This is a genomic window from Alteromonas sp. ABH4_456 (assembly GCF_056160645.1).
The window spans coordinates 61,678-78,258 of record NZ_JBSWXO010000010.1 but is presented as its reverse complement, the minus strand read 5'-3'; the positions used below and the strand labels follow the sequence as shown (position 1 = coordinate 78,258).

Below are 16,581 nucleotides of genomic sequence, written 5' to 3'. Positions count from 1 at the left end.
GTTGTACCGTGTTTCCGCGAATAAAAGAAGATATAAAAGGCGTCTTTCACCGTGACCCTGCGGCAAGGAATACCTTTGAAGTACTGACCAATTACCCGGGCCTGCATGCCATCTGGTTGCACAGGATCAGTCATAAGCTGTGGAAGCACGACTTAAAATGGCTTGCACGCACGTTGTCTACGTTCAGCCGCTGGTTAACGGGTATCGAAATTCACCCGGGCGCCACACTTGGCAGACGAGTTTTCATCGACCATGGCATGGGGGTTGTCATTGGTGAAACGGCGGTTATTGGTGATGACGTCACTTTGTATCATGGTGTAACGCTGGGTGGTACAAGCTGGAAGGCCGGAAAACGTCATCCTACCCTGGAGAAAAACGTGGTCGTCGGTGCCGGTGCGAAAGTGCTTGGCCCCATCGTGATTGCTGAAGGGGCAAAAATCGGCTCTAACTCGGTTGTTGTCAAGGATACACCGGCCGGAGCAACGGTGGTGGGCATTCCCGGACGCATCGTTAAAACCCAAAAAACTGCATCAGATGATCCGCAAGTTACCCGTCGCCACCAGATTGCGGAGAAATACGGTTTCGATGCCTACGCCGTTTCTACTGACAATCCGGACCCGGTTGCAAATGCCATGGGCGTTATGCTTGAGCATATTCACCAGATGGACAATAAGGTGGAAGAACTCTGCGGCGTTATCCGCGCAATGGGCGGTGATGTGTGTACTGACAATCTGCATGCCATTAAAGCTGAAGACTTCGCTGATACGGGGATTGATCCTGTGGTGCCTCAACAGGGTGAAGTGCAGGACGATTTTGACCCGAAAATCTGATTAAGCTGATAGATAATACCTGACTAATTTACCAGGTTAAATACTTGACCATTTTAGTCAAGAATGTAACAATTCCCGCCTGAAAAAGGCTGGGAGAAAGTCATGAAATTAACGTCAAAAGGGCGCTACGCCGTTACAGCTATGCTGGATGTTGCGTTGCATTCAACCCGCGGTCCCGTGCCGCTGGCTGACATTTCCGAGCGTCAGGAAATTTCCTTATCATATTTAGAGCAACTGTTCTCCAGACTTCGTAAAGAGAAGCTGGTCGACAGTGTACGTGGTCCTGGCGGCGGTTATCTGCTGGGCCGCGATGCCATGCGAATTGCTGTGGGTGAAGTCATCCGCGCCGTTGATGAATCCGTTGATGCTACCCGCTGTCAGGGACAGGCGGATTGTCAGGGCGGTGAACGTTGCCTGACGCACAGCCTCTGGCAGGATCTGAGCGACCGTATCAGCGTGTTCCTGGATTCCATTACGTTGGGTGAACTGATGTCTCAGCGTGAAGTGCAGGAAGTGGCCGGGCGCCAGGATAAGCAAACATCCATCATTAAACCTCTGGAAGACATCAAGGTTAGCATTCAGTTGTCATGACTCAAGCCCGTACACAACCCGTTTATTTAGATTATGCCGCCACCACACCGGTTGATCCCCGTGTGGCAGAGAAAATGATGGCGTGCTTAACCATGGACGGAAACTTTGGAAATCCGGCCTCCCGTACGTATCGCTACGGCTGGATTGCTGAAGAAGCAGTAGATATCGCCCGTAATCAGATTGCAGATGTATTCAACTGCGATCCCAGAGAAATTGTTTTTACCTCTGGAGCCACTGAGTCCAACAACCTGGCGATAAAAGGTGCTGCTGAAGCTAATTTTAGCAAGGGTAAGCATATCATTACCGTTAATACTGAACATAAAGCCGTGCTGGATACCTGCGATGCACTGGCTGAAAGAGGCTTTGAGGTTACGGTTCTGGCTGTGGACAGCGATGGTCTCATTACCCCTAAACAGATTGCCGGCGCTATGCGGGACGATACCGTTCTGGTGAGCGTGATGCATGCGAACAACGAAATCGGTGTGATTCAGGATATCGCCGCCATCGGTAAGCTATGTCGCGAAAGAGACATACTGTTTCATGTGGATGCTGCACAATCTGCCGGAAAACTGCCGCTCGATCTCAGTGAACTTGATATTGATTTGTTGTCAGTGTCAGCCCACAAAATTTATGGTCCGAAAGGTATTGGCGCGTTGTATGTGCGTCGTCGCCCTAAAGCGAAAATCTCTGCTCAAATTCACGGCGGAGGCCACGAGCGGGGCATGCGTTCCGGCACGCTGCCTGTTCACCAGATAGTTGGAATGGGTGAAGCCTTTGCCCTGGCTGAGGCCGGAATGGCTGAAGAAAGTCAGCGGATACGTGGTTTACGTGACCAGCTCTGGCAGGGCATCAGCCAATTAGACAACGTCTATCTTAATGGTCACGCAGAACAGCGCTTGCCGGGAAATCTGAATGTCAGCTTTGGTGGTGTAGATGGCGAAAGCTTAATGATGGCACTGAATGATGTTGCCGTATCATCAGGTTCTGCATGTACATCTGCCAGCCTTGAGCCGTCTTATGTTCTGGCTGCGCTGGGCATGAGTGCGGAGCTGGCGCACAGCGGAATTCGCTTTACGGTTGGACGTTATACCACACAGGCTGACATTGAATACGTGGTCAGCAAGGTAAGCAGTGTAGTTAACACACTTCGCAGCGCGCAGTAGTAAGCACAAACAACCGGGCGGTTGACCATATCACAACCGCGTAAACATTGAACTGACGGCCTGTTTCGGGCATGATGCGCACGCTTTTTCCGGCGCGGCATCAGCGGTCTGTCAGCGTATAGCGCCCGGAGCAATTCTTGAGTGGATTACTCAGGTATTATACAATTTAACCGATTTATCGCGCTGGTCCGGCTGACAAACAATGTTTTGTTTTCAGTGATGCAAAGCAAGACCGACATGGCTTTGTAATGAAATGGACCCGCAATTTCAGGCAAACAGGTGAGATCCAATAATGAGTGAACAGATCGATCAGGCACTATCGCGTAAGTACGATGCCGGTTTCTATTCTGAAATCGAATCGGAAACCTTCGAAAGTGGACTGGACGAATCCGTTATCCGACGCATTTCAGAAATGAAAGGTGAGCCGGAGTGGATGCTTGAATGGCGTTTAAAAGCCTACAACGCATGGCTGCAAATGGAAGAACCGGAGTGGGCCCATGTGGAGTATCCTAAAGTGGACTTCCAGGCTATTTCTTACTATTCCGCACCGAAGAGTATGAAGGACAAACCTAAGTCGTTAGACGAGGTTGACCCTGAACTGCTGCGTACCTACGAAAAACTGGGTATTCCTTTGCACGAGCAGGAAATGCTGGCGGGTGTTGCGGTTGATGCGGTTTTCGACTCCGTTTCCGTTGTGACCACATTCCGCGAAAAGCTGGAAGAAGCCGGGGTTATTTTCTGCCCGATTTCTGAGGCTGTTCACAAATATCCTGAGCTCATTAAGAAATACCTTGGCTCTGTGGTGCCGCGTACAGATAACTTCTATGCTGCACTGAATGGTGCGGTATTCACCGATGGTTCATTCGTATTTATTCCAAAAGGCGTTCGTTGCCCGATGGAACTGTCTACCTATTTCCGTATTAATGAACAAAATACCGGTCAGTTCGAGCGCACCCTGATTGTTGCCGAGGAAGGCAGCTATGTGTCTTACTTAGAAGGCTGTACCGCTCCTCAGCGCGACGAAAACCAGCTGCACGCCGCAGTGGTTGAACTGGTTGCCATGGACGATGCACAAATCAAATATTCCACGGTACAGAACTGGTACCCGGGCGACGAAGACGGTAAAGGCGGTATTTATAACTTCGTAACCAAACGCGGTATTTGTCACACCAATGCCAAGATTTCCTGGACTCAGGTTGAAACCGGTTCTTCAGTTACCTGGAAGTATCCTTCCTGTGTACTTAAAGGTGATAACAGCGTGGGCGAATTCTACTCAGTAGCGCTGACCCGTGGACGCCAGCAGGCCGATACCGGTACGAAAATGATTCACCTGGGTAAGAATACCCGCTCCACCATTATCTCGAAAGGGATCTCCGCAGGTAAGAGCAATAATGCGTACCGTGGACTGGTGCAGATGGGCCCCCGTGCAGACGGTGCCCGTAACTTTACCGAATGTGACTCGCTGTTAATCGGCGATCAGTGCGGTGCACACACATTCCCGTATATTGAAAGCAGAAACCCTACCGCCATCGTAGAGCACGAAGCGACAACGTCGAAAGTGAGCGATGAGCAGTTATTTTTATGCCAGCAACGTGGTCTGGACGCGGAAAAAGCCGTGTCGATGATCGTTAACGGTTTCTGTAAAGAAGTATTCAAAGAGCTACCAATGGAATTTGCCGTTGAAGCTGGCAAGCTGCTCGAAATTAGTCTTGAAGGTTCAGTGGGGTAATAATGCTAAAAATTTCTAATCTACATGCCAGCGTCGAAGAAAAGACCATCATTAAAGGTCTGGATCTGGAGATTGGTCCGGGTGAAGTACACGCTATCATGGGCCCTAACGGTGCGGGTAAATCCACGCTGGGCTATGTACTGTCTGGCCGTGACGGCTACGAAGTGTCTGACGGTACGGTAGAACTGAACGGTAAAGACTTACTGGATTTAGACGTAGAAGAGCGTGCCCGTGAAGGTCTGTTCCTGGCATTCCAGTATCCGGTAGAAATTCCGGGTGTTTCTAACATGGAATTCATGAAGGAATCGGTGAATGCGATGCGCGAACAGCGTGGTGAAGAGCCACTGACTGCAGCAGAATTCCTCAAGAAAGCCAAAGAAGCGTGCAAGCAGGTTCAACTGCCGCTGGATTTCCTTAAGCGTGGCGTAAACGAAGGCTTCTCCGGTGGTGAGAAAAAGCGTAACGAAATCATGCAAATGATTCTGCTTGAACCGTCGCTGTGTATTCTTGACGAATCAGACTCCGGTCTGGACGTTGACGCGTTGCAGGTTGTCGCTGACGGCGTAAACAGCCAGCGCAACGACAAGCGCAGCTTTATCGTGGTAACCCACTATCAGCGCCTGCTTGACTACATCAAACCGGACTTCGTACACATTCTGGCCGACGGCAAAATCGTCAAGAGCGGCGATGCGTCACTGGCGCTGGAAGTTGAGAAAAATGGTTACGCTTTCTTAGGTAAAAAATACGAGGAGAGTGAAGCATGAGCCAATGGCTGGAACAAGTCATTGACAACGCTCAGGATGTTTCTGACTTCCTTTCTTCACAACGTAAAAAGTCACTGGCAGCGCTGCAGGAGCAGGGCTGGCCGGGTAAGCGTGCCGAGCAATGGCGTTTTACCCCGCTGACCAGCGTTGAGAAACGTAAAGCAATTAAAGCGAAGGTGACAGAAGAACCTGCTGTGCCGCAGATTGATAAGCTGGATACTATCGATCTGGTATTCGCTGACGGCAAGCTGGTGACTGACATCAGTGAACTGTCATTGCCTAAAGGCCTGAAAATCAAGTCACTAAAAAAAGCCGGTGATGACGAACAGGCAGCTATCAAAAGTATTTTTGCGAAGATTAAACCTGCCCGTCACACCTTCGGACTGGTAAATGACGCCGTGTCTAAACAAGGCGTGTTCATCGATGTTGCTGCAGGGGCAAAAATCAAACCGGTTGTGCGGGTTTTGAACCTCAGCACTCAGGCAGGCGATGCCCATACCCGCGTACTGGTGCGTTTGGGTGAAGCGGCCAAGTTGACTGTTATTGAACATGGTGAAGGCACGGCTGACAGCCTGACAACGGCATTTGCTGAATACAGCATTGCAGATCATGCCCAGCTGGAACATTATCGTTTTGCCCTGTTTACCGGTAAAGCGAAACAAATCGGTGGCAGTCACTTTAAGCTCGGTGAAGAAGCCAGCCTGAACAGCACACTGGTAGGTTACGGCAGTGAATTAAGCCGACTTGATATCGACGTTTGGCATGCCGGTGAGCACGCTAATGCGAAAATGAACGCCATTTATCTGCTGGCGGAAGGTGAACTGTTCGACCTGCATACTACTCTGGAGCACGCTGTTCCGAATGGTACATCAGAAGAAAATGCCCGCGGTATCGTAGGTGACGGTGCCCGCGCTGTATTTAACGGTCGTATCCATATTCACCGCGATGCCCAGAAAACACTGGCAGAGCTGAATAACCGAAACCTGTTACTTTCGCGCCGTTCGCTGATTAACACCAAGCCTGAGCTTGAAATTTATGCGGATGATGTGAAATGTGCTCACGGCGCTACGGTTGCAGAAATCGATGATACGGCACTGTATTACATGCTGAGCCGCGGTATTCCCCGCAGTAAGGCGCTGGTCATGCTGAATTTCGGCTTTATTCAGGAACTGGTTACCCAAATTCCGAAAGAAGCCATTGCTGACTGGCTGCTGCCCAAACTCAGCGAACGTTTTGCCTCTATGGAGGTAAAATGAGTCTGGACGTACAGGCCCTGAGGGCGCAATTTCCGATCCTCAGCCGCAAGGTGAATGGCAAACCGCTGGTTTATCTGGATAATGCAGCAACCACACAGAAGCCGCAGGCAGTGCTGGATGCCATTATGGATTTCTACACCACCACGAATGCCAATGTGCACCGTGGTGCTCATGCGCTATCTGATGAAGCCACGCGACGGTTTGAAAAAGCCCGAGACGATGTGGCCGCGTTTATTAACGCGAATGACCGTAAGGAAGTGATCTGGACAGCCGGTACTACCGAAGCCATTAATCTGGTTGCGAAAGGCCTGGGTCAGTTGCTGAAAGCCGGTGATGAAGTTGTGGTGACTGAAATGGAACACCACGCGAACCTCGTGACCTGGCAGCAAGCCTGTAAAGTGTCCGGTGCAACATTAAAAGTTGCGCCCATCTTTGATTCCGGTGAGCTGGACACAGACGCCTTTACTGCGCTGCTGAACACCAATACCCGTCTGGTAGCTTTTCCCCATGTCTCTAATGCGTTGGGTACGCTGAATCCGGTGAAACTGCTCACGGCGAAAGCGAAAGAGCACGGGGCGCTGGTGTTAGTCGATGGCGCTCAGGGCATTGCTCATGGCGGCGTGGATGTGCAGGATATTGGCTGCGACTTCTATGCCTTTTCCGGCCACAAGCTATTTGGCCCTACCGGCACTGGTGTGCTGTGGGGACGGGCAAACGTATTGCAGGACTGGCCCGTATGGCTAACCGGCGGTGAAATGATTGCCGATGTGACCTATCAGGATGCGACCTGGGGCGAACTGCCTAACCGTCTTGAAGCCGGAACGCCGAATATTGCCGGTGCTGTAGGTCTCGCCGCTGCGGTTAACTGGTTCTCAGCGTTGGATACCCATGCAGTACAGGCCCATGAAAAGGCATTGCTTGCCAGTGCTCATGAGCAGGCTGACGCCTTTGAAGGCATGCGAATTGTTGGTACTGCACCGGCTAAAATGGGTGTAATGAGCTTTATTCTTGCCGGCATTCACCCGGCTGATGTGGGTTACATTCTTGATCAGCAGGGCGTTGCTATCCGTACCGGTGATAACTGTGCGCAGCCGTTGATGAAGAAGTTTAATATTCCCGGCACGGCCCGCGCGTCATTTTCTATTTATAACACCCTTGATGAAGTGGACGTTTTGTTCAGTGCGCTTCGCAAGGCTCATATGATGCTTGCTTGATAAGGAGGCAACATGTCCGTAGAAACGTTTGTACCCTCTACTACCGTTATTTCTCTGACCGACAGTGCGGTAAGGCACTTTGAGAAAAAAGTCGCATCCAGACCAGGCAGCGTTATCCGCCTGTCTACTAAAGTAAGCGGCTGTACCGGCTACGCTTATGTGCTGGATCTGGCCGATGCGCCTGAAGCAGATGACGAACTGGTTTCTGCCAGCAATGCCCTCACGGTGGCAGTAGCCAAAGATGCGGTGAAGTTTGTCAGAAATACCGAAATTGATTACGTTCAGGAAGGGATCAATGGCGTAATTAAGTACAACAATCCTAATGTCGTGGACGAATGTGGCTGCGGCGAAAGCTTCAATATCGGTTAATACGTTTTGGCTAAAGCACAAAAAATGGTAGTCACGGAACGTGACTGCAAAGCACGCCTTGTTCCGGCCGGGCAAATTTCTACCATTCCCGGCGGGGAGTTCGTCTCTATCACTCAGGAACTGGGTGGCAATTACACCATCACCTGGCGTGGTAATATGTATCGTATCGACGGGACTGATGCTGATGCCATTGGCCGTAAACCGATGGTACTGAATTTTGATGCACCGGCAGACGGCAATATCGATGAGCAACAGGTGTGGGACGCGCTGGAAACGATTTATGATCCGGAAATACCGATTAATCTGGTGTCTCTTGGGCTGATATATAAAGTGTCTGTTGACCAGAATAAAAAATCTGTTGCTGTAGACATGACCCTGACTGCCCCGGGCTGCGGCATGGGACCGGTTCTGGTAGGCGACGTGGAATATCGCATCGGTATGGTGCCCCACGTAGACTCAGTGCAGGTTGAACTGGTGTTTGATCCTCCCTGGTCCCGCGATAAAATGAGCGAAGAAGCACAGCTCGAAGCCGGTTTGTTTTTCTAAGAAAAGGTTTTCAACATGACAATGTCACTCCCCGGTAGCCAGGAAATTATTGATGATCTGGCCTTTTTTGATGACTGGGAACAACGTTATCAGTACATTATCGACCTGGGTAAATCTATCCCCGGGTTGACGGACGATGAGAAAACGCCGGATAAACTGGTTAAAGGCTGCCAGAGCAGCGTGTGGCTTGAGTCACGGGTTGAAAATGGTCTGGTTAAATTTTCTGTAGACAGCGATGCAGTCATTGTTCAGGGATTACTGGCGCTGGTTATGGCGGCGTACAATAACAAAACGCCCCGTCAGATCCTGGATTTTGATGTTGATGCGTACTTTGCAGAACTGGATCTTGAACGCCATATTACCCCCACACGGGGTAACGGCTTAAGAGCTATTGTTGCGAAAATTCAGGCACTGGCCAAACGTTCAGTTAACTGATTTTCTGAGCGTATTGTCATAAAATCGTCATCACTGTATGACTACACTTTCCGGCTGCGTCAAATGGCAGGGAAGTGATTGACGATTCCCTCTGGTCAACTGGTCTGGAATTGCCTATAATTCGCGGCCAAAATTTTAATGATTCATTGGAGACAGAAGAATGGCTCTTGAGCGTACATTTTCTATTATCAAGCCTGATGCGGTAGCTAAAAACGTAATCGGTGCAATTTACAACCGTTTTGAAACTGCTGGTCTGCGCATCGTTGCATCTAAAATGCTGCACCTGAGCAAAGAACAGGCTGAAGGTTTCTACGCAGAACACAAAGAGCGTCCTTTCTTCGGCGCGCTGGTAGACTTCATGACTTCTGGTCCGGTAATGGTTCAGGTACTTGAAGGCGAAAATGCGGTTGTTAAAAACCGTGAAATCATGGGCGCGACTAACCCGGCTGATGCAGCTGCGGGTACTCTGCGTTCTGATTACGCTGCGTCTATCGACGAAAACGCGGTACACGGTTCTGATGCACCGGAATCTGCTGCACGTGAAATTGCATACTTCTTCTCTGACGAAGAAATTTGCCCGCGCACCCGTTAATTTTTAACGATTGCGTAAAAAAGGAGAGCCCCGGCTCTCCTTTTTTGTGTCTGCAACACAGTGTCTGAGAAGCAGGCACAACAAAGTTTATCGCTGTGCCTGTTTCATGCCGTTGCTTAGTCGGTTAAACCGCGACGTTTCATCAGCGCATCTACTGTAGGCTCCTGACCACGGAACTCAACGTAGTTCTCCATCAAATCTTCACTATTGCCTTTAGACAGAATTTCCTTGCGGAACAGATCGCCGTTTTCACGGGTCAGGCCACCATTTTCTGCCATATGGGCAAAGGCATCTGCTGCAAGCACTTCTGTCCACAGGTAAGCATAGTAACCGGCTGAATAGCCACCGGCGAAGGTGTGACTGAAATAGGCGGATTTGTAGCGGGGAGGCACCGGCGCATAATCAATGCCGTGCTTCTCCAGAGCTGCTTTTTCAAAAGCTGCCACATCTTTGACTTCCTCATCCGCGCCAATCATGTGCCATTCCATATCCAGCAGAGCGGCTGCCAGATATTCCACTGTGTTGAAGCCCTGGTTGAAGCTGACAGCTTTCATTACTTTATCCAGCAGAGCCTGAGGAATGGGTTCCCCGGTTTTGTAATGTTTGGCGTAGTTTGCCAGTACTGCAGGATCGATAGCCCAGTCTTCATTAAACTGAGACGGGAATTCAACGAAGTCACGGGCCGTGTTCGTGCCGGCCAGGCTGGGATATTTTACCAGCGAGAACAGACCGTGATCTGCGTGACCGAATTCATGGAACAGGGTAGTGGTTTCGTCGAAAGACAGTAAAGTGGGTTCACCAGGCGCCGGCTTAACAATATTAAGCTCATTGTAGACAACAGGCTTAGTGCCATTCATGAATGACTGGGTAACGAATTCACTCATCCATGCACCACCGCTCTTGCCTTCACGGGCGTAAGGATCGAAATAGAATAAGCCAATGTTAGATCCATCTTCGTTGAAGACTTCAAACAGACGGGCGTCTTCAACATACACAGGTAAATCAGTACGCTCTTTAAAGGTAATGCCGTACAGCTTTTCCATCGCAAAGAACAGGCCGTTTTCCAGCACAGAGTTCAACTCGAAGTAAGGTTTAACTTCACTGTCGTCCAGATCGTATTTTGCCTTACGGACTTTCTCAGCATAATACGCCCAGTCCCACGGCTGTACATCACCTGTTACGCCATCAGCGTGCATGACTTCTTCAATGGCAGCCGCTTCTTCTTTGGCTTTTTCCACTGCCTGCGGTGCCAGGTCGTCCAGGATCTTAAAGACATTTTCAGGTTTCTTCGCCATCTGGTTTTCAATGGCATAGGAGGCCCAGTTAGGGTAACCCAGTAATGCTGCTTTCTCAGCACGCAGGTGTGTCAGTTCCAGAATAATCGGGCCGTTGACATCCATCGCACGGTTCGCTGATTTTTCCCAGATTTTCTTGCGCAGTTCACGGTTTTCCAGGCTGGTCAGAATGGGTTGACGGGTGGTGTTAACCAGGCTGATCATATAGCCTTCTTTATCCGCACCTTCTGCCGCTGACCTCAGGCTCGCTTTGTCGCTGTCAGAAAGACCGGCCAGTTCAGATTCATCAGTAACGATGATCGTGTCGTTTTTAAATGATGCCAGAATATTCTGCGAGAACTGAGTTTGCAGCTTTGTGATCTGCTCATTTATGCCACGTACCTTCGCTTTCTGCTCTTCAGTCAGGTTGGCACCGGCGCGGACAAACTGCTCGTAGGTTTTTTCCGTCAGACGCTTGTCTTCTTTATTCAGGCTGTCTTTATTTTCATAAACGGTTTTTACCCGTTCAAACAATTTGCTGTTCAGATGAATGCTGTCACTGTGCGCAGTGAGGCGCGGTGACATTTCAGCTTCAATACGCTGAATTTCTTTATCAGAAATGATACTGGATAAGTTAAAGAAAATGGTAGCAACGCGGGTCAGCAACTCACCGCTTTTTTCCATTGCCAGAATGGTATTTTCAAACGTGGCCGGAGCTTCATTACCTGCAATGGCATCTATCTCAGCAGTATGCTCTTCCATACCAAGTTCAAAAGCGGGTTCATAATTCGCAGTCTCGATTTTATCGAAATCCGGCGCCTGATAGTCCAGCGTACTGGGCTTTAACAGCACGTTTTCAGCTTGCACAGTTTTCTCCTCAGCAGATGCTGTGGCAGAGTGGGATTCTTCTTTGGCAGGGCTGCAGGCGGTCAGTGCCAGTGCGGCAGCTATCGCTGTTGCCATTAGTGACTTTCGCATTAGGTTCTCCATTGATGTCCCGGTTTGTTTTCCGGGTTATTGTTGTAACCGGTGAGAGGCTTCATAGAGGAACACAGGTTCCTTTGAAAACCGGCTTCATTCCTACTCTAGCAACACCGGCGTGAGCGGACAATATTAGCAGTCCCGCTGAACTGCATGTTTATCGTGAAAACTCAGATTTCACCGCTTTCTAAGCCGGTTTCCCTATGATAGAATGCGCGGCTAAAATTTGTGCAGTCAATGCAGTGCCGGTAAAGCGAATTTTCACTGTTACCGCCCGTTCCTGCGGGCCCTTTCAGGCGGTTTCTTCCGCCGTCACCGGCAAGCTCTCACGGAAGACATTTATTCGCACCCCGCACGGCATGTATCTGTGTATTTTACGGGGCCGGACTGCTGCACGTTATGAATATGATTAAGACAGAATTCGGGGTCATCGACGACTTATGGCAAAGACAAACCTTTTAAATCTGAACCGCGCAGCTTTGCGGGAATTTTTCGCTGACATTGGCGAGAAGCCTTTCCGTGCTGACCAGGTGATGAAATGGATTTATCAGCAAGGTGTCAGCGATTTTAATGAGATGAGTAATCTTAATAAAAACCTGCGGGCTAAATTGCTGGAAAATGCAGAAGTTGTTGCGCCTGAAATTGCTTACTACCAGGAAGCCAGCGACGGTACAATTAAGTTCGCTCTGGCGCTGGAAGGCGGACAGGAAGTCGAGTCTGTGTGGATCCCTGAAGCAGAACGGGCCACCCTTTGCGTATCCTCGCAGGTTGGCTGTGCGCTGGAATGTACGTTCTGTTCCACGGCGCAGCAAGGTTTCAACCGTAATCTGTCTGTCAGCGAAATTATCGGTCAGGTATGGCGTGTGGCAACCTTCCTGGGCCTGTCGAAAGATACATCTAAGCGACCCATTACCAATGTGGTAATGATGGGCATGGGTGAGCCATTGCTGAATCTTAAGAATGTTGTACCTGCTATGGATTTAATGCTGGATGACTTTGGTTTTGGTCTGTCAAAACGTCGTGTCACACTGAGTACTTCAGGTGTTGTTCCTGCGCTGGATATGCTGGGCGATCAGATTGACGTAGCGCTGGCTATTTCTCTGCACGCTCCGACAGATGAACTTCGCAATGAAATCGTTCCTATCAATAAGAAATACAATATTGAGACGTTTCTTGCCGGTGTACGCCGTTATCTCAGTAAGTCCCGCGCGAATCAGGGCAAGGTAACCGTAGAATACGTTATGCTGTCGAACATAAATGACAGTACCGACCAGGCGCACCAACTTGCAAAAGTGCTGAAAGAAACACCGTGCAAAATTAACCTTATCCCGTTTAATCCGTATCCGGGTTCACCTTACCTGTGCTCAAGCAATTCCCGTATTGACCGTTTTGCCAAAGTACTGATGAGCTATGGCCTGACAGTGGTTGTGCGGAAAACCCGTGGTGACGATATTGATGCTGCATGTGGTCAGTTAGTAGGCGATGTGGTCGACCGTACGAAACGAATGTTAAAGAAACAGGTGAAAGGTGAAGCGATTTCAGTAAAAATGGCGCAGTAAGGAATTAATTAAGAGGTAGGAGCTTCATGCGATTAGGCGTACTTGCTCTCGTTATTGCACTGACAGGATGTGTAAGCCAGAACCAGCAAAACGGGTATTCTGGCGATGATTTTGATATGGAACAGGCCGCAAAGACCCGAATTTCTCTGGGCCTGACTTACCTTAAAAACGGCAATTACCAGCAAGCCAAAGTGAATCTGGACAAAGCGCTGGAATTCGCTCCCAGGTATGCTGACGCGCATTATTCGCTGGCATACTATTACCAGACCGTGGAAGAGTGGGGCAGAGCTGAACAGTCTTACGAGAATGCTCTGGATCTGGCGCCCCGCAATGCCGAAATTGCCAATAGCTACGGTGCTTTTCTTTGTCAGCAGAAAAAATATGACAAAGCTAATGACTTTTACAGCAAAGCACTGAATAACCTGCAATATGCAAATTCAGCGCAAACCTACGAAAATATGGCTATCTGTGCTGCTGACCAGGGCAAGCGTGAAGAAGCCATCGGCTATCTTACAAATGCGCTGAACCATCAGCCCGGCCGTTCCAAAAGCCTCTTCATGCTGACTCAACTTTACGTTGAAACCGGACAATGGGACGAGGCTGAATCTGTTATGCGCCGGTACGAGCGCGTTTCCCGTGTGAGCCCCGAATCTGTGACACTGGCTATCGCTATTGCTGAAGGGAAAGGGGATGCTGAGACCGCGCAGGGATACGGTGAAATGCTGGTCACTATGTATCCTCAGAGTGAGGAAGCAAAAGCTTACCGGGAAAGTATTATCCGCAAAGCCAATGCCTCTGCGCAAATAGTGCGCCGGGTCAAACCGAAGGCAGAGGTTCAGGCTAAAGCGCAAAAGGTGGTCAGCCCCGAAAGCGCTCCGGTCAGCAAAGAGCCTGCTCCGGTACAAAATACAGCTGCTTCTGGACAGAATGAACCGCAATCTGACTTACCGGTACTGGAAGATCCTCAAACCCGCTATCATGAAGTGAAACCGGGCGAAAACTTGTATCGCATTTCGCTGAAATACAACATTAAAATGTCGCGCTTACAGGCCTGGAACAAACTCGCCGATCCCGGTGATATCGAGGTAGGTATGCGTTTACGTCTTTCGCCCGAAAAATAACACCCACAAGGTATTCAATGAGCACAAACGAAAACCAGGTTGATGAACAGAACACGGCTCCCACTCCCGGCGAAATGTTGCGGGATGCGCGGGAAAAAGCCGGATTAAGTCAGCAACAAATGGCTGATAAACTGTTTCTGAAACTGAAAAATGTCGTGGATATCGAAAATGATCATCTGGACGAGGCAATGTCGGCAACGTTCCAGAAAGGCTATGTCCGCATGTATGCCAGACAACTGGGCATTCAGGAAGCGCCGGTCATCGACAGTTTTAACCGGCTGCACACTGTCACCAGACCGCCGGCGCGTTTACAGAGTTTTTCAAAGCGCGTAGCAAAGCAGGCCCATGACGATCGCTGGATGATGGTTACCTGGATCATGCTGCTGTTACTGGTGGTGGCACTGGTTGCCTGGTGGTATCAGCAGTCTGACGGTTTGACGTTTTCTGACCCCACCGCAGAAAAAGAAGGTGTAACAACCCGCTCAGCATCGCCGCAAGCAGCAGACCTTGCTGTGAGCGAATCTGCACAGCCGTCACTTTCAGCCGCTGAGGAAGCTTCAGACACGGCAATTGAATCTGATGCTGCGGAGACGAACCCTGAGGATACAACGCCTTTGCAGATTGACATTGAGCCTGAAGGTGACCAACCTGAAGCTGACGTATCAGATGCAGCAGAAAGCGCACCGGAGCAGAGCAGCACCGATATGACCGGCGTTGATGATGCCTCCCCAGCCGGTGACAGTATAGAAACCACTGATATTACCGGCGCGGCTACTGTGGAACTGGTATTTACCTTTGCCGAAGATTGCTGGATTAATATCGAAGATGCCACTGGCGAAGCTATCGCTTATGGCGTGAAAGCCTCCGGACGGGTGATGCCTGTGAGTGGCCAGCCGCCGTTTAAAGTAACTTTAGGTGCACCTGATGGTGTGAGTATTACCTATGACGATGAAGCCGTTGATATTTCCGCGTTTCAGGTTGGCAGAATCGCCCGCTTCACGTTACCAATGCAGGACTAATCATGTTTACTGAAAGCCCCGTCAAACGTCGTAAATCTACGCGCATTAATGTGGGAAGCGTACCCGTCGGTGATGGTGCACCCATTGCTGTACAGTCTATGACCAATACGCCGACAACGGATGTCGATGCTACTGTGGCTCAAATCAAACGTATCGTCGCGGTGGGCGGTGAAATCGTGCGGGTCTCTGTACCTACGATGGAAGCGGCAGAAGCGTTTAAAGCTATCCGTGCACAAGTCTCAGTGCCTTTGGTGGCAGATATCCATTTTGATTACCGCATTGCCCTGAAAGTGGCGGAATACGGTGTAGATTGCCTGCGTATTAACCCCGGCAACATTGGCAACATGGAGCGGGTTAAATCTGTGGTGGACTGCGCCAGAGACAAAAATATTCCTATCCGTATCGGTGTGAACGGTGGTTCACTGGAGCGGGACCTGCAGGAAAAGTACGGTGAGCCTACCCCTGAAGCGCTGGTTGAGTCAGCCATGCGCCACGTTGATATTCTGGACAAGCTTAATTTCGACCAGTTTAAGGTCAGTGTGAAAGCCTCCGATGTATTCCTGGCTGTCGGTGCATACCGCTTGCTGGCTCAGCAAATTGATCAGCCGCTGCATCTGGGTATCACAGAAGCCGGCGGACAACGTGCCGGTGCCGTGAAAAGTGCGGTAGGTCTGGGTATGTTACTTGCTGAAGGTATCGGAGATACCCTGCGCGTTTCTCTGGCCGCTGACCCGGTTGAAGAAATCAAAGTCGGTTTTGATATCCTTAAGTCGCTGCGTATACGCTCAAGAGGCATCAATTTTATTGCCTGTCCGAGTTGCTCCCGTCAGGAGTTTGATGTCATCGGTACGGTGAACGCACTGGAACAGCGTGTAGAAGATATTTTAACGCCCATGGATGTGTCCATTATCGGTTGTGTTGTTAACGGACCCGGCGAGGCTGAGGTGTCTGATTTAGGTCTGACCGGCGCGCGCAATATGAGCGGTTTCTACGAAGACGGTAAACGTCAGCGTGAGCGTCTGGCTAACCATGACCTGGTGGATCAGCTCGAGCGTCGTATCCGTGCAAAAGCGTCCCGTCTGGATGAAGCAAACAAGATTCCGGTCTCGGTAAAAGAATCGTAAAACCTGTAGGGCGA

The 16,581-nt window shown here is 50.0% G+C and carries 16 protein-coding genes; 15 read left to right on the top strand and 1 reads right to left on the bottom strand.

Annotated elements, in window-relative coordinates; genetic code table 11:
• The first annotated feature begins 8 nt into the window (after nucleotides 1–8).
• From cysE to ndk, 11 genes are all read left to right on the top strand, one after another.
• Nucleotides 9–830, top strand: a complete 822-nt coding sequence (gene cysE / locus ACXAG2_RS15390; protein WP_474847874.1) for a serine O-acetyltransferase — start codon at nucleotides 9–11, stop codon at nucleotides 828–830.
• 102 nt (nucleotides 831–932) lie between these two features.
• Entirely contained in the window at nucleotides 933–1,421 is a 489-nt protein-coding gene (iscR, locus tag ACXAG2_RS15385; RefSeq protein WP_119502022.1) for a Fe-S cluster assembly transcriptional regulator IscR, read from the top strand.
• Nucleotides 1,418–2,584: an IscS subfamily cysteine desulfurase gene (locus tag ACXAG2_RS15380; protein ID WP_474868349.1), complete on the top strand. Its 1,167-nt coding sequence runs from the start codon at nucleotides 1,418–1,420 to the stop codon at nucleotides 2,582–2,584. The genes iscR and ACXAG2_RS15380 overlap by 4 nt, the downstream gene beginning before the upstream one ends.
• A gap of 292 nt (nucleotides 2,585–2,876) precedes the next feature.
• A complete protein-coding gene (gene sufB, locus ACXAG2_RS15375; RefSeq protein WP_303573030.1) occupies nucleotides 2,877–4,313 on the top strand; it encodes a Fe-S cluster assembly protein SufB in 1,437 nt (478 codons plus the stop codon).
• Nucleotides 4,314–4,315: 2 nt separating this feature from the next.
• A complete protein-coding gene (gene sufC, locus ACXAG2_RS15370) occupies nucleotides 4,316–5,077 on the top strand; it encodes a Fe-S cluster assembly ATPase SufC (protein ID WP_070125705.1) in 762 nt (253 codons plus the stop codon).
• Entirely contained in the window at nucleotides 5,074–6,333 is a 1,260-nt protein-coding gene (sufD, locus tag ACXAG2_RS15365; RefSeq protein WP_474868346.1) for a Fe-S cluster assembly protein SufD, read from the top strand. Before sufC ends, sufD begins: the two co-directional genes overlap by 4 nt.
• Nucleotides 6,330–7,547, top strand: a complete 1,218-nt coding sequence (locus tag ACXAG2_RS15360) for an aminotransferase class V-fold PLP-dependent enzyme (protein ID WP_474868344.1) — start codon at nucleotides 6,330–6,332, stop codon at nucleotides 7,545–7,547. The genes sufD and ACXAG2_RS15360 overlap by 4 nt, the downstream gene beginning before the upstream one ends.
• Before the next feature lie 12 nt (nucleotides 7,548–7,559).
• Nucleotides 7,560–7,916 (top strand): HesB/IscA family protein, encoded by a 357-nt coding sequence (locus ACXAG2_RS15355; protein WP_474868342.1) that lies wholly within the window; start codon nucleotides 7,560–7,562, stop codon nucleotides 7,914–7,916.
• 24 nt (nucleotides 7,917–7,940) lie between these two features.
• On the top strand, nucleotides 7,941–8,462 hold the full coding sequence (gene sufT, locus ACXAG2_RS15350; protein ID WP_474868554.1) for a putative Fe-S cluster assembly protein SufT: 522 nt from the start codon (nucleotides 7,941–7,943) through the stop codon (nucleotides 8,460–8,462).
• Between the two features lie 21 nt (nucleotides 8,463–8,483).
• The gene (locus ACXAG2_RS15345) at nucleotides 8,484–8,897 is read left to right on the top strand and encodes a SufE family protein (protein WP_474868551.1); all 414 of its coding nucleotides are present in this window, start codon (nucleotides 8,484–8,486) and stop codon (nucleotides 8,895–8,897) included.
• Between the two features lie 160 nt (nucleotides 8,898–9,057).
• On the top strand, nucleotides 9,058–9,489 hold the full coding sequence (gene ndk, locus ACXAG2_RS15340; protein WP_070125710.1) for a nucleoside-diphosphate kinase: 432 nt from the start codon (nucleotides 9,058–9,060) through the stop codon (nucleotides 9,487–9,489).
• A gap of 116 nt (nucleotides 9,490–9,605) precedes the next feature.
• Here the strand turns inward: ndk and ACXAG2_RS15335 are convergent, their stop codons facing one another.
• Nucleotides 9,606–11,741, bottom strand: coding sequence for a M3 family metallopeptidase (locus tag ACXAG2_RS15335; RefSeq protein ID WP_474868339.1), 2,136 nt, complete (start codon nucleotides 11,739–11,741; stop codon nucleotides 9,606–9,608).
• Between the two features lie 443 nt (nucleotides 11,742–12,184).
• Between ACXAG2_RS15335 and rlmN the strand changes: the two genes are divergently transcribed.
• The 4 genes from rlmN to ispG are packed head-to-tail and all read left to right on the top strand — an operon-like array spanning nucleotide 12,185 to nucleotide 16,567.
• Nucleotides 12,185–13,303: a dual-specificity RNA methyltransferase RlmN gene (gene rlmN / locus ACXAG2_RS15330; RefSeq protein ID WP_474868337.1), complete on the top strand. Its 1,119-nt coding sequence runs from the start codon at nucleotides 12,185–12,187 to the stop codon at nucleotides 13,301–13,303.
• A gap of 26 nt (nucleotides 13,304–13,329) precedes the next feature.
• The gene (gene pilW / locus ACXAG2_RS15325; protein ID WP_474868334.1) at nucleotides 13,330–14,424 is read left to right on the top strand and encodes a type IV pilus biogenesis/stability protein PilW; all 1,095 of its coding nucleotides are present in this window, start codon (nucleotides 13,330–13,332) and stop codon (nucleotides 14,422–14,424) included.
• Between the two features lie 17 nt (nucleotides 14,425–14,441).
• Nucleotides 14,442–15,443, top strand: coding sequence for a RodZ domain-containing protein (locus ACXAG2_RS15320; RefSeq protein ID WP_474868331.1), 1,002 nt, complete (start codon nucleotides 14,442–14,444; stop codon nucleotides 15,441–15,443).
• A gap of 2 nt (nucleotides 15,444–15,445) precedes the next feature.
• Nucleotides 15,446–16,567, top strand: a complete 1,122-nt coding sequence (gene ispG, locus ACXAG2_RS15315) for a flavodoxin-dependent (E)-4-hydroxy-3-methylbut-2-enyl-diphosphate synthase (protein ID WP_474868329.1) — start codon at nucleotides 15,446–15,448, stop codon at nucleotides 16,565–16,567.
• The last annotated feature ends 14 nt before the right edge of the window (nucleotides 16,568–16,581 follow it).

Bases quoted from the DNA above. Each gene is read 5' to 3' on its own strand.
- ACXAG2_RS15355 (WP_474868342.1), top strand. From the start codon at position 7,560: ATGTCCGTAGAAACGTTTGTACCCTCTACTACCGTTATTTCTCTGACC.
- ndk (WP_070125710.1), top strand. From the start codon at position 9,058: ATGGCTCTTGAGCGTACATTTTCTATTATCAAGCCTGATGCGGTAGCT.
- rlmN (WP_474868337.1), top strand. From the start codon at position 12,185: ATGGCAAAGACAAACCTTTTAAATCTGAACCGCGCAGCTTTGCGGGAA.
- ACXAG2_RS15335 (WP_474868339.1), bottom strand. From the start codon at position 11,741: ATGCGAAAGTCACTAATGGCAACAGCGATAGCTGCCGCACTGGCACTG.
- sufD (WP_474868346.1), top strand. From the start codon at position 5,074: ATGAGCCAATGGCTGGAACAAGTCATTGACAACGCTCAGGATGTTTCT.
- ACXAG2_RS15320 (WP_474868331.1), top strand. From the start codon at position 14,442: ATGAGCACAAACGAAAACCAGGTTGATGAACAGAACACGGCTCCCACT.
- iscR (WP_119502022.1), top strand. From the start codon at position 933: ATGAAATTAACGTCAAAAGGGCGCTACGCCGTTACAGCTATGCTGGAT.
- pilW (WP_474868334.1), top strand. From the start codon at position 13,330: ATGCGATTAGGCGTACTTGCTCTCGTTATTGCACTGACAGGATGTGTA.
- ACXAG2_RS15360 (WP_474868344.1), top strand. From the start codon at position 6,330: ATGAGTCTGGACGTACAGGCCCTGAGGGCGCAATTTCCGATCCTCAGC.
- sufC (WP_070125705.1), top strand. From the start codon at position 4,316: ATGCTAAAAATTTCTAATCTACATGCCAGCGTCGAAGAAAAGACCATC.
- ACXAG2_RS15345 (WP_474868551.1), top strand. From the start codon at position 8,484: ATGTCACTCCCCGGTAGCCAGGAAATTATTGATGATCTGGCCTTTTTT.
- sufT (WP_474868554.1), top strand. From the start codon at position 7,941: ATGGTAGTCACGGAACGTGACTGCAAAGCACGCCTTGTTCCGGCCGGG.
- ispG (WP_474868329.1), top strand. From the start codon at position 15,446: ATGTTTACTGAAAGCCCCGTCAAACGTCGTAAATCTACGCGCATTAAT.
- ACXAG2_RS15380 (WP_474868349.1), top strand. From the start codon at position 1,418: ATGACTCAAGCCCGTACACAACCCGTTTATTTAGATTATGCCGCCACC.
- sufB (WP_303573030.1), top strand. From the start codon at position 2,877: ATGAGTGAACAGATCGATCAGGCACTATCGCGTAAGTACGATGCCGGT.